Origin of the sequence: Desulfovibrio sp. An276 (assembly GCF_002159665.1) — a bacterium.
Taxonomy (GTDB): Bacteria; Desulfobacterota; Desulfovibrionia; order Desulfovibrionales; family Desulfovibrionaceae; genus Desulfovibrio; species Desulfovibrio faecigallinarum.
Window position 1 is genome coordinate 1 of record NZ_NFJC01000002.1, and the last position, 16,717, is coordinate 16,717.

The 16,717-nt window shown below is 58.2% G+C and carries 15 protein-coding genes; 12 read left to right on the forward strand and 3 right to left on the reverse strand.

The genetic code is table 11. The features are described 5' to 3' along the window. Positions 1–373: 373 nt before the first annotated feature. The 5 genes from B5F76_RS02015 (at position 374) to B5F76_RS02035 (ending at position 5,056) form a co-directional block, all read left to right on the forward strand. On the forward strand, positions 374–1,132 hold the full coding sequence (locus B5F76_RS02015; protein WP_239406923.1) for a PTS system mannose/fructose/sorbose family transporter subunit IID: 759 nt from the start codon (positions 374–376) through the stop codon (positions 1,130–1,132). 84 nt (positions 1,133–1,216) lie between these two features. Beyond that, positions 1,217–1,507: an HPr family phosphocarrier protein gene (locus B5F76_RS02020; protein ID WP_204218293.1), complete on the forward strand. Its 291-nt coding sequence runs from the start codon at positions 1,217–1,219 to the stop codon at positions 1,505–1,507. 3 nt (positions 1,508–1,510) lie between these two features. Continuing rightward, positions 1,511–3,286 carry a phosphoenolpyruvate--protein phosphotransferase gene (ptsP, locus tag B5F76_RS02025; RefSeq protein WP_087350295.1) on the forward strand — a complete coding sequence of 592 codons (1,776 nt, stop codon included), beginning with the start codon at positions 1,511–1,513 and terminating at the stop codon, positions 3,284–3,286. Positions 3,287–3,379: 93 nt separating this feature from the next. Next, complete coding sequence (smpB, locus tag B5F76_RS02030; protein ID WP_087350687.1) at positions 3,380–3,847, forward strand: SsrA-binding protein SmpB; 468 nt, start codon at positions 3,380–3,382, stop codon at positions 3,845–3,847. 261 nt (positions 3,848–4,108) lie between these two features. Next, a complete protein-coding gene (locus B5F76_RS02035; RefSeq protein ID WP_239406924.1) occupies positions 4,109–5,056 on the forward strand; it encodes a DUF362 domain-containing protein in 948 nt (315 codons plus the stop codon). Between the two features lie 81 nt (positions 5,057–5,137). Here B5F76_RS02035 and B5F76_RS02040 read toward each other — a convergent pair whose 3' ends face one another. Both B5F76_RS02040 and B5F76_RS02045 read right to left on the reverse strand, forming a co-directional pair. Then, positions 5,138–5,317, reverse strand: coding sequence for a hypothetical protein (locus B5F76_RS02040; protein WP_087350298.1), 180 nt, complete (start codon positions 5,315–5,317; stop codon positions 5,138–5,140). A gap of 225 nt (positions 5,318–5,542) precedes the next feature. Beyond that, on the reverse strand, positions 5,543–7,309 hold the full coding sequence (locus B5F76_RS02045) for an AAA family ATPase (RefSeq protein ID WP_087350301.1): 1,767 nt from the start codon (positions 7,307–7,309) through the stop codon (positions 5,543–5,545). Between the two features lie 237 nt (positions 7,310–7,546). Here B5F76_RS02045 and B5F76_RS02050 point away from each other — a divergent pair, with 237 nt between their 5' ends. Next, positions 7,547–8,755 (forward strand): ATP-binding protein, encoded by a 1,209-nt coding sequence (locus B5F76_RS02050; protein WP_087350304.1) that lies wholly within the window; start codon positions 7,547–7,549, stop codon positions 8,753–8,755. Positions 8,756–9,313: 558 nt separating this feature from the next. Here B5F76_RS02050 and B5F76_RS02055 read toward each other — a convergent pair. After that, positions 9,314–9,868 (reverse strand): hypothetical protein, encoded by a 555-nt coding sequence (locus B5F76_RS02055; protein WP_162608626.1) that lies wholly within the window; start codon positions 9,866–9,868, stop codon positions 9,314–9,316. 23 nt (positions 9,869–9,891) lie between these two features. Here B5F76_RS02055 and B5F76_RS02060 point away from each other — a divergent pair, with 23 nt between their 5' ends. The 6 genes from B5F76_RS02060 (at position 9,892) to fumC (ending at position 16,696) form a co-directional block, all read left to right on the forward strand. Next, positions 9,892–10,110, forward strand: coding sequence for a winged helix-turn-helix domain-containing protein (locus B5F76_RS02060; RefSeq protein ID WP_087350310.1), 219 nt, complete (start codon positions 9,892–9,894; stop codon positions 10,108–10,110). Position 10,111: 1 nt separating this feature from the next. Then, positions 10,112–11,524 carry an ATP-binding protein gene (locus B5F76_RS02065; RefSeq protein WP_087350313.1) on the forward strand — a complete coding sequence of 471 codons (1,413 nt, stop codon included), beginning with the start codon at positions 10,112–10,114 and terminating at the stop codon, positions 11,522–11,524. A 61-nt stretch (positions 11,525–11,585) separates the two neighbouring features. Beyond that, positions 11,586–12,146, forward strand: coding sequence for a nitroreductase family protein (locus B5F76_RS02070; protein ID WP_087350316.1), 561 nt, complete (start codon positions 11,586–11,588; stop codon positions 12,144–12,146). 110 nt (positions 12,147–12,256) lie between these two features. Continuing rightward, positions 12,257–13,834 carry a bifunctional metallophosphatase/5'-nucleotidase gene (locus B5F76_RS02075; protein WP_162608627.1) on the forward strand — a complete coding sequence of 526 codons (1,578 nt, stop codon included), beginning with the start codon at positions 12,257–12,259 and terminating at the stop codon, positions 13,832–13,834. A 566-nt stretch (positions 13,835–14,400) separates the two neighbouring features. After that, a complete protein-coding gene (locus B5F76_RS02080; protein WP_087350323.1) occupies positions 14,401–15,198 on the forward strand; it encodes an undecaprenyl-diphosphate phosphatase in 798 nt (265 codons plus the stop codon). A gap of 115 nt (positions 15,199–15,313) precedes the next feature. Beyond that, entirely contained in the window at positions 15,314–16,696 is a 1,383-nt protein-coding gene (fumC, locus tag B5F76_RS02085) for a class II fumarate hydratase (protein ID WP_087350326.1), read from the forward strand. Positions 16,697–16,717: the final 21 nt, after the last annotated feature.

Below are 16,717 nucleotides of genomic sequence, written 5' to 3' on the forward strand. Positions count from 1 at the left end.
ACAGCCTGTGGAGAGGCTCCTTGCCTCGTTGAAGCGGAACCCGCCCAGGGATCAAGCTAGCTTGTTTCCGCTGGGAATCCTCCGCCTTTAGGCGGGGGAGGATGTCAAGTTGGGCCAATCAGTGTCAATGTCCCGGGGCGATATTTTGCGGCAGAATGTGACGGCATTCACAAATACCTGACGCGTTGCAAAATTATCGGGCAATGCCGCGTTATTGACCTTTTTGTGCGCAAGAAGCGTGCACTTGCCATTGCCCTTTCAAGCGTGTACAAGAGCGCAGCAACTTCATCAAAAATCCACATTTTTGTCATTTTTCTCCCGGGCTTGCCCCTGAAGACAGGCAGGCGAAGGGACAGGCACCACGGACAAAACCTTGAGCACCACCTTGCCCATGCGCGTTGCGCTTACCTGTCTTGTGCGCACAGCTGCCATCAACGCTGCCATGACCGCCCGCGGCATGCAGCAGCTGGGGCTGCTCTACGTGCTTGCCCCGGCCCTGCGCCATCTCTACCCGGACCGCGAGGATCGCAGGCGTGCCTTTGCCCGCTATGCCGAGCATAGTAACACGCATGCCTTCATGCTGCCAAGCTACGCAGGCCTGCTCATTTCCCTGGAAATGCAGATAGCAGGCAAGGCCATACCCGAGGCCACCATCGCTACCCTGCGCCAGACCCTGGCAACCACATTGTCGGCCCTTGGGGACGGCTTTTTCAGCGGAGCCTTGAGGACCACCTGGGCCCTTGCCACCATCTGCCTGTGCCTTGAGCAGCACTACGCCCTGGCTGCGGCCCTTGCGGCCCTTTTGCTTGTCCTGCTCTTTGTCTTCCGCGTGGCAGGCTTTTTCTACTGTCTGCGTAACGGCATAGCCTCTCTCGGCTGGCTGAGACGCCTCGACATAATCAGCTGGACCGAGCGCATCAAGGTTTTCAATGCCCTGCTCATCGGCTTTACCCTGTGGCTCATGATGGCCGAGAACATGGCCTCATGGCCCTGGCAGGCCCAGACAGGACTCTTTCTCTTCATCCCCCTGGCCGCCTGGCTTGTGGGGCGCTGGCATGTTCCGAGACTCCTTTTGTGGACCCTGGCCCTGGGCTTCTTCATCCTGGTCGATACTGGGCTTGTCCACTTCTAGGAACACAAGGGGACGCGCGAGGGGAAGGCCTCTCGCGGGATTTTCACAAACCAACACCATACAAGGCAAAGACGGAGGTCCGGCATGTCGCTGGAGGATATAGAGATACTTCCCGAGGGAGCAAGGCTTACCCTGAGACTCATGATGGCCAACGGCCTGCACGCAAGGCCTGCAGCGCGCATCTCGAAGGAAGCGCAGCGCTATCGCTCCAGCATACGCATCATCTCCGAAAACGGCGAGGCGGACGCCAAGAGCATCCTGGACGTGCTTTCGCTTGCCATCCCCCACAACAGCCTCTGCACCCTTGAGGCAACTGGGCCGGACGCGAGGGAAGCCGTGGCCGCTGTGGGCACGATCTTCCTGCAGCAGGACTAGCCAATGGCCAGAGCCCATCTTTTTGGCACGCCCGTGTCCCCGGGCATTGCCATAGGCACCATCCGCTTCCTGCACGTGGATACGGCTCCGGAAATGCGGCGCATTCTTCCCTCCGAGGTGGAGGCGGAAAAGGCTCGCCTTCTGGAAGCCATGGAGGCCGTGCGCGAGGATCTGAAGACCGCCATGGGCAAGGTTCCTGCGGACATGCAGGAGTACCGCGAGATCATCGCGGCCCAGGTGGAGATGACGCGGGACCCCAAGCTTGTGAATTCCACCTGCCAGATGGTGGAAAGGGAGCTTGTTGGCGCAGCTTGGGCTCTGGACAATGTGGTGAACCAGCTTGTCGAGGTCTTTCGCAGCATAGACGACCCCTATCTGAAGGACAGGGCCCAGGATGTGCGCGTGGTGGGCATGCGCATCCTGAACCGCCTGAGCGGGGGAAGCCGGACCGAGGCCTCGGCCACGGATCTCATCCTGGCTGCAGAGGACGTGAGCCCTGCGGATATCATGGACCTTGACGTGCACAGCATACGCGGCATTGTCACCCGCGAGGGAGGCATTACCTCCCACACGGCCATACTGGCCAGGGGCATGCACATCCCGGCTCTTGTGTGCGTCACAAATCTCCTTGTCGCTGCCCGCGACGGGGACACTGTCATCATCGACGGCCTTGGCGGCAATGTCCTCATTTCTCCCAACGAGGAGGACACGCAGGACTACAGCCGCAGGGAGAAGGCCTACGCTGCCTGGCAGGAAGCCACTCGCGACACTGCCCGCTGGCCTGCAGACACGAAGGACGCCCTGCGTGTGGGTGTCCTTGCCAACGTGGAGCACGCCCACGAGGCTGCGGAGCTTTCGAAGGTGGGGGCGGACGGCATAGGCCTCTACAGGACGGAGTTCGCCTTCCTGAAGGAGACCCTGCCAAGCGAGGAAGAGCTTTTCGAGGAGTATGCGACCGTGGTGCGCAACGCTCCGGGACAGGTGGTCATCCGTACCCTGGACATAGGCGGCGACAAGCTGACCAGGGCCCAGGAGGCTCTTCGCGAGGCAAATCCTGCCCTTGGCCTGCGCGGCGTGCGCTTTACCCTCCACAACCAGGACATTTTCAAAAGCCAGCTGCGGGCGCTCTTGCGTGCTGCTGCGGTGTCTCCCGAGAAGGGGACGCTGCGGCTCCTTTTGCCCATGATCTCCATGGTGGAGGAGGTGCGGGCAGTGAAGCGCCTCTTGCAGGAAGTGGATCAGGAGCTTTCCATGCGGGGCATTGCCCACGCAAAGAATATTCCCCTGGGCGTCATGATCGAGACCCCTGCGGCTGTCTTCATCACGGATCAGCTGGCAAGGGAGTGCGACTTCTTCAGCATAGGAACAAACGACCTTATCCACTATCTCATGGCCATTGACCGCAACAACATGCGCGTTGCCTACCTTGCGGAGGCCATGCACCCTGCGGTTATCCGTTCGCTCAAGCGCATCATCGACACGGGCCACAGGGAGGGTTTGAGCGTGAGCGCCTGCGGGGAGCTCTCGTCCGATCCCTTCGGGGTTGTGCTCATGCTCGGCATGGGCATAGATGCCCTGTCGGTCTCGCCGCCCTTCCTGCCAGGCATAAAGCACCTCATCCGTCAGCTGGACGCCCAGGATTGCACGGAGCTCGCCACACAGGTTCTTTTGAGCAGCGACATCCAGGCCTGCAAGCATCTGGTGAACGAGATGCTGCAAAAGGTGTTGGGCCACGAGCTGGCCTTCCTCACCTCCTCGGTCATGGGAACCCGGGCCTGACATCCGGGCAAGGTTTGCAAAAACAGGGAACAACAAGAAAAAACAAGGGAGGACGCGTCCTGTCCCTGTCAGGGCATGGGCGCTATAGATACAATGAGCAAGAAAGCCAAGAAGCAGCCACAGGGAACGGTTGCAGTCAACAAGAAGGCCCGTCATCTCTACGAGCTCTCGGACTTTATCGAGGCTGGCATTTCCCTCACTGGTCCGGAGGTCAAGAGCATACGCAAGGGCCAGGTGAACTTTCAGGACTCCTATGTGGAGTTTCGCAAGGGCTCTGCCTTTCTCGTCTCCCTGCACATTGCCCCTTATGAGAACGCGGGCTACGTGGAGCAGGATCCGGACCGTGACCGCAGGCTGCTCTTGCACGCAAGGGAAATAGCAAGGTACGCTGCAGCAGTGGAGCAGAAGGGCCTGACCGTGGTGCCAGTGAAGGTGTATTTCCACCACGGCAAGGTGAAGGTGGAGATAGCGCTTGGTCGCGGCAAGAAGCTCTTCGACAAGAGGGAGAGCCTGAAGCAGCGTGCAATCGAGCGCGACGCGGCAAGGGGCGAGCAGTACTAGGCTCAAGCCTAAGGCCCATGCCATGATTGGGCAAGTTTTTGGCAGACCTGTCTTTGCCCTGCAAAGGGTGTTTCGGATACACTATGCATTGTCGTGAAAGCCTGCAAAAACAGGCTTTCTTCGCGGCATTCGGGGGCATGGGACCTAGCGTTTCACTGCTTTCCGGGCCCGATTTTCGGGAAGACCGATTCCGTGGGAACAGCGTGCGATCCGGGCGGAACAGGCACATATGACAAGGACACAAAGGAGCAAGCCATGGGCATGGACAGAAGAGATTTCCTGAAAGGCAGTGCGGCAGTGGCGGGTCTTGCAGCCACAGGGGCGCTTCCAAAGGTGGCGCAGGCAGCAGACGCCAAGCCGAAGGTCTATTACACGAAGGATCTGAGCGCCGAGAGCCTCCTGAAGATGTACAGCCTCGTGAACCGGAACATCACGGGCAGGATTGCCGTGAAGGTGCATACGGGCGAGCCCAATGGGCCGAACATTCTGCCCAGGGAGTGGGTGAAGGCCTTTTTGCAGAACGTGCCCAACAGCACGGTTGTGGAATGCAACGTGCTCTACGAGAGCCCCCGCAAGACCACTGCCGGGCACCGCAAGACGCTTGAGACCAATGGCTGGAACTTCACCAAAGTGGACATCATGGACGAGGACGGCGACGCAAACCTGCCCGTGAAGGGTGGCAAGTGGCTGAAGGAGCTTGCAGTCGGCAAGCATCTTCTGAATTACGACAGCCTTGTGGCCCTGACCCACTTCAAGGGGCACACCATGGGCGGTTTTGGCGGCTCCCTCAAGAACATTTCCATTGGCTGCGCCTCCGGCAGGGTTGGCAAGGAGCAGCTGCACAGGGAAGGCGGCAAGCTTTGGTCCGGCGGCCCCAACTTCATGGAACGCATGGCAGAGGGCGGCAAGGCCATAACCGATCACTTTGGCCAGCGCATCACCTATGTGAATGTCCTGCGCAAGATGTCCGTCAGCTGCGACTGCGAGGGTGTGGCCGCAGAGCCTGTGCGCCTGCCTGACCTTGGCATCCTGGCCTCCACGGACATTCTGGCCATCGACAAGGCTTCCGTGGACCTCATCTACAGCCTGCCGGAAAAGACCCGCGCCCACATGGTGGAGAGAATCGAAAGCCGCTCGGGCTTGCGGCAGCTCAGCTACATGAAGGAACTTGGCATGGGCAGCGACGACTACGAGCTCGTGGAAGTCTAGCCTTCTGGAAATTTTGAAAAAAGTGCCCCGGATCCTGAAATATGTCCGGGGCACTCTTGTATGCAGCGTGAGGGTGCAGCGCTATTTGCTGCCTTCCTCGGCAAGAAGGCGGGCCAGGGAATCGCTTTCAATGGGTGTCAGGTTGAAGCGCATGCCTGCCTCGTCGATCAGGGTGTGCAGATCCGCGTTTGGACGCTCCCTTTTTTCTTCGAGAATGTATTTGGCGGCTTCGCGGACCTTGTTGGTAGGGGTAATGGGCATATGAGAAACTCCAGTCTTGTGGGGGTGTTCACTGTCGGACAAAGGTGCCAGAAGGTACAGAATATACAGGGCACAGCCCAGGGAAGGGGCGCAGTCCAATCATTCCCGCAAGGGGAACCCCTGGCGCTATCTCGGGCCTGGGCTGGCCCTGTTGAGACAGGCTAGTCGCAACGGGGAAGGGAAGCAAGCAAAATCTGTTCAGGCAGGGCAGACCTTGTGACCGCATCACGGCCGCTTCACGAAAATGGCCCTGGTGGCACAACTCTTCCTGCAAAAGGCTACGCTCCAGTGAAGGACTGTCGTGATGTCCGGATTGTCCACAAGATCGACATTGTACCGCCTCTCCTCAATCTGCTCCAGGCCCTTCTTCACAAGGGCAGCAAGATCCTCCTTCTCGTTGTCCGTGCGCTTCACCTCCATGACAAGGGCTCTCTGACCGTCAATGACCATGATGTCGAAACATCCCCTGCCAATTACCCTGCTCAGGGTGTCCGGGTACCAGGACAGGAGAAAGCCCGTCAGCATGGCGTGACAGGCGTTGTCACAGGGCGCATTCTCCTCGATATCCCCTGTATCCTCATTGTTTGTGTCTTTGGCATCGGCGCCCTTTTTTCTGCAGGCAAGATTGTGGCTTTCGAGTTTCTCCACCAAGATGTCCAGAAGCTGCACAAGTCTTTCTGCATCACCCTCCCAAAGGGCAATATCGAGCTCTCCCAATTGCCTCATGTTGGCAATGGACTGAAACCAGACGGCGTAGCCCCTGGCAAAGGCATTGCGTATGTCCTGGTTGGGAATGGCAAGCGCCATTTCACCACGGGCTGCCCTGGGCCTTGCTCCGCTTTGCAGCATTTGGGCTTCGGAGGCCCTCGTCAGATATCCGGACAGATAGAGCAGGGACCAGTTGCTGTTCTTCCAGGCCTTTTGTGGTGAAAATACGGTTCCAATTTTCCTCACTACGCAGCCGCCGGCAAGCAGGACGAAAATATCATCTGCCTGTTCGGGTATCTGGCTTGCGACGAACCTTTCGACAAACCCGCTCGCACCACTGCGCACCCAGTAGGGCAGAGGTCTTGTCCCGGGATCTTTCTGGGCATCTGCGACATGGTTCATGGTGCTCCAGGGACAGTAGATTTCCTGATTCTTCCCAAGGCAATAGCCGCCGTACCATGCCCTGACCTCATCCCCTTTGCCGGAGAGTCCCGCATCCTGCAAAAGCCTGTCCACCTCGATCTGAGTGAAGCCAAAGATCTCCGCATAGTCCGGGTCCGAGATTCCGTAGCATTTGAGATTGTTGAGGCCGCCATAGTCGTCCGCCAGGGAAATACGCACACAGCCCGTGAGAACCGCGAACATGAGGTTTTCGTTTGTTTTCAGGGCAGAAGAGAGAAAACCTCTCATGAAATCTGCCATTTCTGTAGCGTATCCCTGCCTTGCGGCCTTTGTCAGGGGCGCGTCGTATTCGTCTATCAGAACAATGGCCGGCTTTTGGTAGTATTTGTTCAGGACGCTGGTCAGAATTTCGAGGGAAACCTCGAGGAGCGCCTCTGTTGCCCGCATGTTGATGATATCCTCAAAGGCTCTTCTGTCCCTGGTCCATATTTTGTCGCAAGACAGTATCTCCTCGTGAAGCCCGAAAAGACGCATCATGCGAAGATTCAGCATTTCCAGGGCTTCAGCGAAGTTTGCTCCTTCCACATCCTTTAGAGACAGGAAGATGACAGGATACTTGTTCATCCATTCCTTGCACAGTGCTTCGTTTGCAGAAACCTTGAGCCCGGCAAAAAGATCACGACTGTCCTTGGTGATGTCAAAGAACTCAGCCAGCATGGACAGGAAGAGCGTTTTGCCAAAGCGCCTCGGACGCGTGAAGAGATACGCTGCCTCTCCCTGGTCGATCAGCTCCTCAATGAAGCCGGTTTTGTCAACATAGTAGCAGTTGCTGCTGCGGTACTGTGCAAAGAGATCGATGCTTGTGGCGATATTGACTGCCATGACGTACTCCGTGGTGTCCCCGGCATGTCCTCAAAACAAGGGCGCAGTGCAATCCCCGGGAAGGAGAATCTTCGCAACTTGAAGGCGGACAGGCTCAGCCGGCAGCACCTTGGACGGATACCCAAAAGTATTTTCCCTGTTGAAGGAAAAAAACTGGATACATTGACAGTTTTTACTGAAAATAAGTAAAAACTTTATAAAACAACTGTTTTCTTTCTTCAGGCAAGGAGAAACTCCATGATCCCCAGACCCCTGTATCTGAATGCTCTGCGATCCTTGCGCAACGTCCCTCTTGTGAAGATCTTGGCCGGTGTCCGGCGTTGTGGCAAGTCCACCATTCTTGCCATGCTCCGCGAGGAGCTGATTGCCAGTGGCATTCCGGAAGAGCGCATCCTCGCGAGAACCTATACGTCCGAGGATATCGACCATGCCCTGGACGACAGAAAGATGTATCTGGACATCCGGGAGCGGATGAAGGGCAGGGGCTTTTGCTACCTGCTCTTGGACGAAGTGCAGGAGATTGAAAACTGGGAGAAGGCCATCAACAGTCTGCTGGAAGAGGGCAACGCGGACATCTATGTGACAGGTTCCAACTCCAGACTGATGGCCAGCGAGATTTCTACCTATCTCTCTGGTCGCTATGTTTCCATACCAGTCTATCCCCTCTCCCTTGGCGAATACCAGGACTTCAGGGCTGCCGGGCAGACCTCTCCGGCAGATCCCGGAAAACTGTTCGACGCCTATTTGCGCATGGGCGGATTTCCTGTCATTGCCGCCCACAACTTCGATTTCCAGACCGTCTACCAGATCGTGGAAGGCATCCTTGCCTCTGTCGTGGAACACGACATTGCGAGGCGCCACAATATCGCCAACTACGATTTGTTCACCAGAGTGGTGAAATACGTTCTGGAAAACGTGGGCAAGACCTTTTCTGCCAATGCAATTGTGAAGTTTCTCAAGGGTGAGGGACGCTCCCTGACTGTGGAGTCCATCTACAACTACCTTTCATGGCTGGAAAAGGCCTTTGTCGTACACCGTTGCCCCAGGTATGATTTGCAAAGGAAATCCGTTCTGAAGACGCAGGAAAAGTTTTTTGTGGTGGATCCCGCTTTCAAGTACTGCAGGCTTGGCTTCGACAGGAAATCGATTGCCTCCATGCTGGAAAACATCGTCTATCTCGAGCTGAAGCGAAGGAGGTACGACGTGTACATTGGCAAGGACGGCACAAGGGAGGTGGATTTTGTTGCCGTGCAAAGGGACGAGCGCATCTATGTGCAGGTTTGCCGACAGTTGCCCGAAGATTCCGACAGGGAGACTGCCAACCTTCTGGCAATCAGGGACCAGTATCCCAAGTATGTTGTGACCATGGAAAATCTGCCCGCGTACAACGAAAGGGGTGTGCGGATCATGCACATCGCGGACTTTCTCCTGCAGGAGAAATGGTAGCCACTGGCCCCAACGCCTTTTGGGCAGTCTGCAATCTTCCCCGGCTCATCCGCATTACAGAAGCACCGTCCCTGTGAAGGGGCGCAGTCCAATCATTCCCCTTGGGGAACCCCTGACGCTATCTCGGGCCAAGGACGGTGCGCGGTCAATGCCGCAGATGACAAAATGTTAGCTGCAACGGGGAAGGCACACAAGCAAAAATCGTTTCGCTCAGGGAGAAAGGAAGGTCCCCAAAACATGTTTTTCCCAAGGAAAGAGCGTCTGCCCTGTACCGAGGCCGGCCCAAGACAGGGGAGACCGCGCAGCCAGCAGACGCTCGGAGGTACTGTTCAGGGTTGTGGTGTTTCCGTGAACGGCAAGCCTACGCGTGGAACAGCTGCACCGTCCCGGGAAGGGGCGAAGACCAATCATTCCCCTTGGGGAACCCCTGACGCTGTCTCGGGCCAGGGACGGTGCGCGCGGTCAATGCCGCAGATGATTGAGATTAGCCGCAACAGGCCAGGAAATCAACAAAAATCATCCTGTCGATCAGGGACTGTCACCGCGGGATGGAGAGGACTATCTTCTGCCATCGAGGGGGATGGTCAGCTCCATGGCAGGCCTTTGGGGACCCATGTGGGGATGATCCCGTCTGTCCAGGCCCTTTTCGTGCAGCCAGGCCACGAGCTGGTCGGCTACCTGCATGTTGTTCTTGTCCGCGAAGGGAATGTGCGTGTTGCCGAAAAGGCCCATCTCGGGCAGGGAGACCAGGGTGGCGTCACCGCCATGGCGGTTGATTGCCTCTACAAACTGTCGCGCTCTGAGCTTTGCGCTGCGCCAGACTTCGGAGTTGTAGTTGTCGGTAACCTTTTGGGCAATGTTGTCGCCAAAGACGATGAGGATGGGCATGCGGGTGAGCTTTTTGAATTCGTCCAGCGGGATGGTTGGCGTATCCTGTGCACTCACGTGCAGCTTTCCCCTGGGAATGTCCGGCGGGACCTCGCCCTCGGGGAAGACAAAGTGCGCGGGCTCATAGGCTACTATGGCCTTCACAAGGTTGGGCTTGGCGAGAGCAGTAGCCCAGCCGCACTGGCCGCTTCTCGAATGCGTCATGAGGATGCCAGGGCCTGTCATGACAAAGAGTTCGCCCACAGTTTTTGCAGCGCCTGCAGCAGATAGTGAGCAGGGAGAGCATTCTCGAACACATGGCGGATCGCACGGACTCCTACGATCGCAGCATAGACGTGCAGGTGAGCAGGCTTTTGGCCAAGCTGCGCGACAGTGGCCGCAACCCCACCCTCATCCGCACCATGCGCGGCGACGGCTACATGCTGGCTGTGCCTGTGACAAGGGAAGAAGGCCAGGGGGATCGCTGATATGGAAAAGGCTTCAGGCAGGCGTTTTTTGCGGCTTCCGGACTCGCTTTTCGGGCAGCTGGTCTTTCTGCTGTTTCTGGGAATAGTCCTTTTCCAGGCAACCAACTTCCAGGTTGTCTGCAACGTGCAGCGCCTCTACGCCCTTCAGGCAGAAAAGACCAGGGCCGAGCAACTGACAAGCTACTGGTTTTTGTTCGAGGCCATGAATGGAGAGGAGCGCAGGGCAGCCCTTGCGCGCATGCGCGATGCCGGCAGGCCCGAGAATTTGCGGGAAATGGTGGAAATTTTGCCAATGAAGCCCGACTGGGAGCATCTTGCGGGAGCAGAGGACAGGGAGAGGATAGGGCGGCTGCGCGCCATGGTTGCGGAAAGCTTTGGCAGCGCCCTTGACGCGGCCCCGCCAGTGCTTGCAAGAAGGCACGAGAACGGGACAGGCATTTTCCCTGTGCATCTGCCTGTGCTGGAAACAGCCATACAGTTGTCCGACGGGACATGGCTCAAGGTAACCCAGCCCTTCGAAGTGGACGATCGCAAGGTGGTCTGGTCCCAGAGACTCTTTGTGCTGGCCGAGGCCCTGGTCATGCTCGTTCTTGTCGTTGTGGTGCTTTTGCGCGTGACACGCCCCATACAAAAGCTCTGCCGGGCAGCCGAGGCCTTCGGGCGCCATCCAGAACTGGCAGAACCCCTGTCCGAGAAGGGTGTCAGGGAGGTGCGCGACGCAGCCCAGTCCTTCAACCGCATGCGCGAGAGAATCTGCGGCAATCTCGCAGAGCGCGATCGCATGATCGCTGCCATGGCCCACGATTTGCGCACACCGCTCACAAGGCTGCAGCTGCGCCTCGACAGGGTGGAGCCCGAGCCATTGCGCGCGAAGCTCCAGGAAACGTCCTCATCCATGCGAGCCATCATAAGCCAGGGCCTTGAGCTTGCCAGAAGCCTGAACACCGACGAGGCCTGGACGCGCCTCGACATGCGCTCCTTCTTGCAGAGTGTCGCCGATGATCACGCGGACGTGGGCGCACGAGTGAGCCTTGAGGACAACGTGCAGGGTGCAAGCCCTGTGGTTGTCCCGGCAAGGCCCCTGTGCCTGCGCCGCTGCCTTGACAACCTCATAACCAACGCCTGCATCTATGGAGGCTCGGCCCGCATAGGCCTTGCACAGGAAGGCGAGAATGTGGTCGTGACCGTAGCAGACGACGGACCAGGGATCCCGGAAGACATGCTTGAGCGCGTCTTTGAGCCCTATTTTCGCCTGGAATCCTCCCGCAATCCCTCTTCTGGCGGCATTGGCCTTGGCCTTGCCATAGCCCGCAACATGGCCCTTCTCAACAACGGTGAAATACAGCTATGCAACCGTGCACAGGGCGGCCTTGAGGCACGCGTGGTTTTGACATTTGGAGACAAGCGGGGATAGGGTGTATCCCGGGGTCGGGCTACCGGCCCTGAATGCAACAAAAGACGAAGGAGTGCAGCTCATGGACGCCCTGCAGTGCATACGTTCCCGCAGATCCGGCCGTTCCTACGAGGACAGGCCGATTCCCAAAGATACCATCAACGAACTCTTGCGCCTTGGCACGAAGGCCGCCACAGGATCCGGCATGCAGCCCTGGGGCTTTGTCGTTCTTGAGGGCAGGGAGCGCATAGAGGCCCTGTCCACCGAGATCAAGGCCTGGCTGCGTCCCCGCCTGGCAGAGCTTCCCTGGCTTGCGCAGTACGAGGAGTGGCTCGGAAGGGACTCCTACAACATTTTCTACAATGCCCACAACGTCATTGCCATCTACGGGGATCCTGCCTCGCACTGGTATGTGTACGACGCAACCCTTTGCGCAGCCAACATCATGCTGGCAGCCCACGCCCAGGGCATTGGCTCCTGCTGGATAGGCTTTGCCGAATCCTTCCTGAACCTGCCAGAGGTGAAGGCCCGCTACAATGTGCCGCAAAATTTCGAGCTTGTCAGCACCATGAGCCTTGGTTTTGCCAAGGGCAACATGCCCGAGGCCAAAAGGGAAGAGCCGCGTATCTTCTTCGCCGGCTAGGTCGCAAGCCCACAGAATCCGATTGTTTTGTCTGTCCCTGTTCTCTTCCTCGAAGGAGCAGGGACTTTTTGTGTTCAGGGGGAAGGATGAAATCGTATGCGCTGTTTTGCGTGGCTCTCCTTGCATTTCTTTCCTGCGCGCCAGTCTGTCAGGCCCGGGACTTCGAGCTTGTGATAGCCCATGTGAACGACACCCATTCCCACGCGGCAGGCACAGACAGGTATGGCAACGCTGTCTACGATCAGAAAACTTCGGCTGGCGGAGCTGCGCGCCTTGCGGCTGCCATAAAATCCACCAGGGAAGGCAATGCCCATGTACTCGCACTGGACGCAGGCGATCAGGTGCAGGGAAGCCTTTTTCACAGTGTCCTGGGTCTTCCCTTTCAGGAAAGGCTCAATGCCCTTTTGCCCCTCGATGCCATGACCTTCGGCAATCACGAGTTCGACGCGGGCTGCGCTGCCCTGGCAAGCCATGTGCGCGCAAACCCTGTGCCAATGCTTGCCGCAAACCTTGTGCCCGAAAGGGACTGCCCCCTGGCCTCGGCAGGGATTGCACCCTTTCGTATCTTCGCGTTTGAGGGGCGCAGGGTAGCAGTCGTGGGCCTTGCCAACGACGAGGTGCGCGTCATTGCAAGGGCCTGTCCCCACACGCGTTTTGCAGGCGCCGAAAAGAGCCTTAGGGACGCAGTCGAGCGCCTTCAGGGGGAGGGTATCGACATCATCATTGGCTTAAGCCACCTGGGTCTTGAGCGCGACATCGAGCTTGCCAGAGCGGTGCAGGGGCTGGACATCATTGTCGGGGGCCACACCCACAGCTATCTTGGGCCAAAGGTTGACGGGGCTCCCGAGAGCGAAGGGCCCTATCCCCTGGTGGAGCATGGCCCGGACGGAAAGACTGTCCTTGTGGTCACAGCCTTCTGGGCGACACGCTATCTTGGCCTTTTGCACGTCAGCTTCGACGAAGCCGGGGTGCCCGTAGCCTGGAGCGGAGGGCCCATGGAGCTTGGGCCGGACCTTCCCCGGGATGAGCGTGTCGCGCGTTATGTCGCCCAAGCTGCAGAAAAGGTGGAGAGCTGCCGCAAGGTGTCCCTTGGGCATTCGGACCTGGTCTTTGCCGACGGGCTCGACGCCTGCCGTGCCGGCGACTGCCTGGCAGGCCTTGTGACAACGGATGCCATGCTGGACTATGCAAGGCCCCATGGTGCAGACATAGCCCTCTACAACGGCGGAGGCTTCAGGGCAGGCATACCCCTTGGCAGCGTCAGCCTTGGAAGCGTGCTGGACATTCTGCCCTTTGGCAACAGGCTCTTTCTGCGCACCTACAAAGGGGCCCAAGTCCTGGCTGCCCTGGAACACGGCGTAGCAGGCTCCCATGCCAGGGGACCGACCATTTTGCAGTGCGCAGGGCTTGCCTACAGCGTGGATCCCCAGGGGGAGCCCGGGCACAGGGTGAGTGACGTCCTTGTGCTGGACAGGAATGGTGTCTTCCATCCCCTTGAAGATGACAAAGACTACAGCGTGGTCCTGCCGGAGTATTTGGCCCAGGGAGGGGATCACTTCCACATGCTTGCAAAGGGCAAGGCGCTTCCCTTCCCGGATCCCCTGGATGCGGATGTGGTCGCGGACTACCTGCGTGCAAGGGGAGAGTTTCCCCGGCCCCTTGCTCCGCGCATACGCTTTCTTCGCTGAGACATTACTGGTCGCAGTCTCCTGCCGCAGCCGCATGTTCTCTGTCGCGCTCAGACACGTACTGTCTGTATTCCAGGTGTGTGGGCGTGACAGGGCCGTTTCCATCTCCACTGTTGCTGCCAGGGCCTGTATCCTGTCTTTGATGATGAATTGCAGGCAGAAGGGAACATGGCTTTTGTGGTAGCGGTGCAGGGCTACACAATCCCGACACTTCCCGTGCCAGTCGCAAAGCGTGTTGGGGCAGGTGCAGCGCGTAACCCTGGGATCCTTCGCAAGGCGCCTGTTTTCCAGCACAAGCTCGTAGTACTCTTCCCTTGTTCGCATGGAGTCTCCCTTTGCGATGCATATGCGGATGCGGGCAGGGTAGGGCGTGATTGTGACGGGCATGGGACGCAGGCGTGACAGGCGCTGTCATGAAAGCCCTGTTTCGGCCCCTGGCATGCAGAAAAGAGCTTGACTTTTGCAGGGGCTGTGGTCGATTTTGAGGGCGTTTTTTTGAGGCCTGCCTCAAGGGGAGACAAGGCCTCAAGCTTCACCTTCACTCATTCCCAAATATCAGGAACATTATGGACAGCATCTGGTCTGCAGTCATATTGAGCATTGTGGAAGGGCTCACGGAATTTCTGCCTGTCTCCTCCACGGGCCACCTCATCATCACAGGCGATCTTCTGAACTTTACCGGCGAAAAGGCCTCGGTCTTTTCCGTCTTCATACAGCTTGGGGCCATCCTGGCAGTCGTAGTCCTCTACTGGCAGCGTTTCTGGGGGTTGTTGCGCCCGCGCGCGGATCAGAAGTTCTCGGGTCTGCGCGGCATCTGGCTGCTCTTCCTGACCTGCATCCCCGCCTGCGTGATGGGGCTTCTTTTCCACGACTTCATCAAGGCCTACCTCTTCACTCCTGCCACAGTGGCAGTCGCCCTGGTTGTGGGCGCCATCATGATGATTGTTGTCGAGCGCAGAAGCTTTGTGGTCAAGAGTGTCACCCTGGACGACATGACTCCGAAGCTTGCCTTTGGCATAGGCTGCTTTCAGTGCCTTGCACTCTGGCCCGGCTTTTCCCGCTCCGCCTCGACCATCATGGGCGGCATGATCCTTGGTGCAGGCAGAAAGCTTGCCGCTGAATACAGCTTTGTGGCAGCAGTGCCGATCATGGTGGCAGCCACAGGCTACGACATGCTCAAAAGCATAGGCCTTTTCACGGCAGCGGACATTCCCTTCCTGGCAGTGGGCTTCGTGGGCTCCTTCATCTCGGCCCTTGTTGCCATCAAGGCCTTCATAGCCCTGGTCGGCCGCGTCTCCCTCGTGCCCTTTGCAGTGTATCGCCTCATCCTGGCGCCCCTTGTCTTCTACTTCATGGTGTACTGATACGGGGAAAAACTACCTGATTTCTTCGTGTTTTCGTGTCTGTGCCGCCCCGGGGTCTTTCCCGCTCTCCGGGGCGTGCCCGATCCCTGGGCGGGAGCTATATGGGAGTTGCGACATGGAATTTCGCATTGAAAAGGACAGCATGGGCGAGGTGCAGGTGCCCAGGGACAGGTACTGGGGCGCGCAGACAGAACGCAGCAGGATACACTTTCCCATTGGCGATCCTGCCAGCATGCCCGGGCAGATCATCCACGCCTTCGGTCTTCTGAAAAAGGCCTGCGCCCTTGCCAACGCGGAGCTTGGCGTTCTTTCCAGGGACAAGGCTGACCTCATAGCAAGGGTTTGCGACGAGATCTGCGAAGGAAAGCTTGCGGGGCACTTCCCCCTGGTTGTCTGGCAGACCGGCAGCGGCACCCAAACCAACATGAATGTGAACGAGGTCATTGCCAACCGCGGCAACGAAATCGCTGGCGAGAAGGTCCTGCATCCCAACGACGATGTCAACAAATCCCAGAGCAGCAACGACACCTTCCCCTCGGCCCTGCACATAGCAGCCGTGATTGAGCTTGAGGACAGGCTCCTCCCTGCCCTGGACGCCATGATTGCCTCGCTGAAGGCCCTTGAGGAGAAAAACAAGGGCATAGTCAAGTGCGGCAGGACCCATTTGCAGGACGCAACACCCATAACCTTCTCCCAGGAGATCAGCGGCTGGCGCGCCATGGTGGAGAAGGGGCGCGATTTCGTAAAGCTGGCCCTTCCAGGTCTGCGCGAGCTTGCCCTTGGCGGCACTGCAGTGGGTACAGGCCTGAACGCCCCGAAGGGCTTTGCCGAGAAGGTGGCGGGGGCCATGGCTGCCCTTACGGGCAAGGCCTTTGTGACTGCTCCCAACAAGTTCCATTCCCTGACCTCCAAGGACGAGATAGTCTTTGCGCACGGTGCCCTGAAGGCCCTTGCGGCCAATATGATGAAGATAGCCAACGACATACGCTGGCTTGCCAGCGGCCCGCGTCTGGGCCTTGGCGAGATCTGCATTCCGGAAAACGAGCCCGGTTCCTCCATCATGCCCGGCAAGGTCAACCCCACACAGTGCGAGTCCATGACCATGATAGCGGTCCAGGTCATGGGCAATGACACGGCAGTGGGCCTTGCCGCTTCCCAGGGCAATTTCGAGCTCAATGTCTTCCTTCCTGTCACGGCCAGGAATTTCCTTGAATCCGCGCGCCTGCTCGCAGACGGTCTCAACGCCTTCCGCGTCTTCTGCGTGGACGGCATAGAGGCCAACAGGGAGAAGATGGCGGACAACATGAACCGCTCCCTCATGACAGTCACGGCGCTCTCGCCCGCCATTGGCTACGACAGGGCAGCCCAGGTGGCAAAGAAGGCCTTCAAGGAGAATATCACCCTGAAGGAGGCCTGTGTGGCTTTGGGCTATCTCGACGCTACGACCTTTGACGAGCTCTACCATCCGGAACAGATGGTGGGTTCTCAAGGCAAGTAGTTGATTTAAATACGAATGTCA

Bases quoted from the DNA above. Each gene is read 5' to 3' on its own strand.
- B5F76_RS02020 (WP_204218293.1), top strand. From the start codon at position 1,217: ATGTCGCTGGAGGATATAGAGATACTTCCCGAGGGAGCAAGGCTTACC.
- ptsP (WP_087350295.1), top strand. From the start codon at position 1,511: ATGGCCAGAGCCCATCTTTTTGGCACGCCCGTGTCCCCGGGCATTGCC.
- smpB (WP_087350687.1), top strand. From the start codon at position 3,380: ATGAGCAAGAAAGCCAAGAAGCAGCCACAGGGAACGGTTGCAGTCAAC.
- B5F76_RS02035 (WP_239406924.1), top strand. From the start codon at position 4,109: ATGGACAGAAGAGATTTCCTGAAAGGCAGTGCGGCAGTGGCGGGTCTT.
- B5F76_RS02040 (WP_087350298.1), bottom strand. From the start codon at position 5,317: ATGCCCATTACCCCTACCAACAAGGTCCGCGAAGCCGCCAAATACATT.
- B5F76_RS02045 (WP_087350301.1), bottom strand. From the start codon at position 7,309: ATGGCAGTCAATATCGCCACAAGCATCGATCTCTTTGCACAGTACCGC.
- B5F76_RS02050 (WP_087350304.1), top strand. From the start codon at position 7,547: ATGATCCCCAGACCCCTGTATCTGAATGCTCTGCGATCCTTGCGCAAC.
- B5F76_RS02055 (WP_162608626.1), bottom strand. From the start codon at position 9,868: ATGACAGGCCCTGGCATCCTCATGACGCATTCGAGAAGCGGCCAGTGC.
- B5F76_RS02065 (WP_087350313.1), top strand. From the start codon at position 10,112: ATGGAAAAGGCTTCAGGCAGGCGTTTTTTGCGGCTTCCGGACTCGCTT.
- B5F76_RS02070 (WP_087350316.1), top strand. From the start codon at position 11,586: ATGGACGCCCTGCAGTGCATACGTTCCCGCAGATCCGGCCGTTCCTAC.
- B5F76_RS02080 (WP_087350323.1), top strand. From the start codon at position 14,401: ATGGACAGCATCTGGTCTGCAGTCATATTGAGCATTGTGGAAGGGCTC.
- fumC (WP_087350326.1), top strand. From the start codon at position 15,314: ATGGAATTTCGCATTGAAAAGGACAGCATGGGCGAGGTGCAGGTGCCC.